Source organism: Mycobacterium sp. (assembly GCF_036273375.1).
Classification (GTDB): Bacteria; Actinomycetota; Actinomycetes; order Mycobacteriales; family Mycobacteriaceae; genus Mycobacterium.
The window spans coordinates 1-2,426 of the sequence record NZ_DASUHS010000268.1 but is presented as its reverse complement, the minus strand read 5'-3'; the positions used below and the strand labels follow the sequence as shown (position 1 = coordinate 2,426).

Annotated in this window: 1 protein-coding gene; it reads left to right on the top strand. The window is 64.1% G+C overall.

Annotated elements, in window-relative coordinates:
• Positions 1-18: 18 nt before the first annotated feature.
• The coding region (locus VFW69_RS23445; protein ID WP_526505123.1) for a hypothetical protein at positions 19-2,426 on the top strand (2,408 nt) is incomplete at its 3' end.

Here is a 2,426-nt window from a genome sequence, read left to right as displayed (position 1 = left end):
CAGGTAGGCAACACGCCAGTGAGCATCGGTGACTACCGCTGGATCATCGAGGAAGACCGTACTTTCCACATCGATCCCAACCAGGTGAACTCCGGCCAGCCGACGCCCAGCCTCGGCACCAATTTCCATACCAGCTACATGCCGGTAGTCGCTGCGGGGTGTGTCGGCAAGTACGCCTGCGAATACGGCCAGACGCTGCTCGGGCAACCCACCGTTTGCGACAAGGGTAATGGCGTCTGCCGCGCCCCGAGCGAGCTGATCGATCCGGCCAACCCGCAGCAGATCCCGGTCGACCCCGCCCAGGTCCACCTGGATCCGAGCAAGCATTACTACATCTCGGTTCTGCCGGGCGATGCGGGCAACTCATTCACTTCCGGGGCCGGTGCGCCGGTCCCGCCCAGCACCACCGATAACCCAACCAACAACAACACCAAGAGCACCCGCCAGTTCAGCATCGCACTCGACTGCCCCTCGGGGCCCGCGGGCGATGATTTTGCCCCGGGCACCGGCACCTGCGGCCATAGCATGGGTGGCGCACCGATCGTGCCGAGCCAGTCCAGCGTCAATGTCCTGCTGCAGGAGACGCCCTTCCAGCCAGCCAAGATCTCGGTGTTCGTGTTCGAGGATGACTTCCCGCTCAACGGCGAGAACGACGCCGGTGGCGGCGTGGACGTGCTCGCGCCGAACGAGCCGGGCCTGGGCGGATTCGAGATCCGCCTGTGGGATGACGCCGGTGGCACGGGCGATGCCACCGGTCAGATGACCTATGACATGTTCAATCAGCCGTTGTCCAACAGCCTGGCCGGGCAGATCGATCCGGCCACCGGCAGGGATGCCTGCCCGATCTCGCCAAAATCCAAGGACGGCCTCATTGGCATGATCGTCACCTGTCCGAGATACGAGTCCGACGGCGTGACGCTCTCGCCACTAGCCGGCCAGGCGGTCATCGCGAACATGATGCCCGGTCGTTATGGCGTGCAGGCTGATCCGGGAGCGGACCGCATCGCGCGCGGTGAGGAGTGGCTGCAGACCAACACGCTCGATGGCCAGAAGGCGCATGACTCCTTCATCAAGGTGGGCGGCCCTGCCTACTTCCAGGAGTTCGGCCCCGCCGGCTTCCATGTCACCATCGGCTTTGCCAACCCGGCGATCATCAACTCCCGAAAGAAGGCCGAGTGTGCCGCGGCGCACACCGCCGATCCCACGGACAATTGCACGAACACGGTCCAGGGCTACGTGACGATGGAGCGGCAGAGCCGGACCCCCGACCAGCGCCTCTACAGCAGCGGTGACAACTCCGCGCTGTCCTTCACGCAATGCTACGTGAGCTTCGGCGATCCGGACGGCGAGGACTTCGCCTTCGCCAAGTGCGACAGCGACGGCCACTTCCAGCTCAATGGACTGCCGAACGGCAACTGGCGCGTCACGGTGTTCGATCAGTGGAACGACCAGATCGTGGACGGCCTGTCCACCCCAGTCCAGCTCAGCGGAAGCGGCTTCGACTTCGGCGGCGGCCCCGATGGTGCGGGAACCGGGCTCGCGGAGCTGCAGTGGCACACCGACCTCGCGACCACGACCTTCCTGGATACCAATGGCAATGGCAAGCGCGATACTGACTCCTCGGGCAACTTCACCGAGCCGGGTCTGTCCCTCGTTGTCACCAACAACCGCTTCCGCGACGGGAGCTACTCCAACTTCAACAACACCGACCTGAATGGTCTTGCGAGCTTCAACGAGATCTTCCCACTCTTTAACTGGTACGTGCTCGAGACGGACACGACGCGGTACAAGAACACAGGTGTCCACGTGGTGTACGATGCGGGCGGACCCGCGGACGGAACGCCCGGCGGCGGCACTTCGCAGATTGCGGATCATCTGGCGAATACGGTCGAGCAAAACTCGGTGCCTGCGGCGCTGCGCGTCCCTGGTGCGGTCTACTGCGCCGATGCCGACTGCAGTGCGCAGGATCGCCTGAGCAACCCGAACGGCGGTGGTCCCGGCGGCTCCACGGGTCGCATCGATCCTCCCTGGGTGAACACCGAGGCCTGGCAGGGTTTCATCGGCTCCTACGAGTTCCTGGAGTTCGGCAAGGCCGCCTTCGCCGAAGCGAAGAACGGCAAGCCAGCGGAAAATGGCGGCATCCATGGCGAGGTCATCTACGCCTCCACCCGCCCGTTCGACGATCCGACCCTGCTGCTGCACACCAGCTGGACGCCGGACGTGCCCGGCGTGACGATCAATCTGTATCAGGAGACCACGGCACCGGACGGCACCACGAGCCTCACGCTGATCGACACGACCAAGACTTCGAGCTGGGACGACTGGGCGCAGGGTTTCCGCTCGCCCGGTGTGCCTTACATGAACTGCCCGGGTCAGGATAAATCGGACCCCTTCTATTTCACCCTGAAGGACACCCCGCAATATCT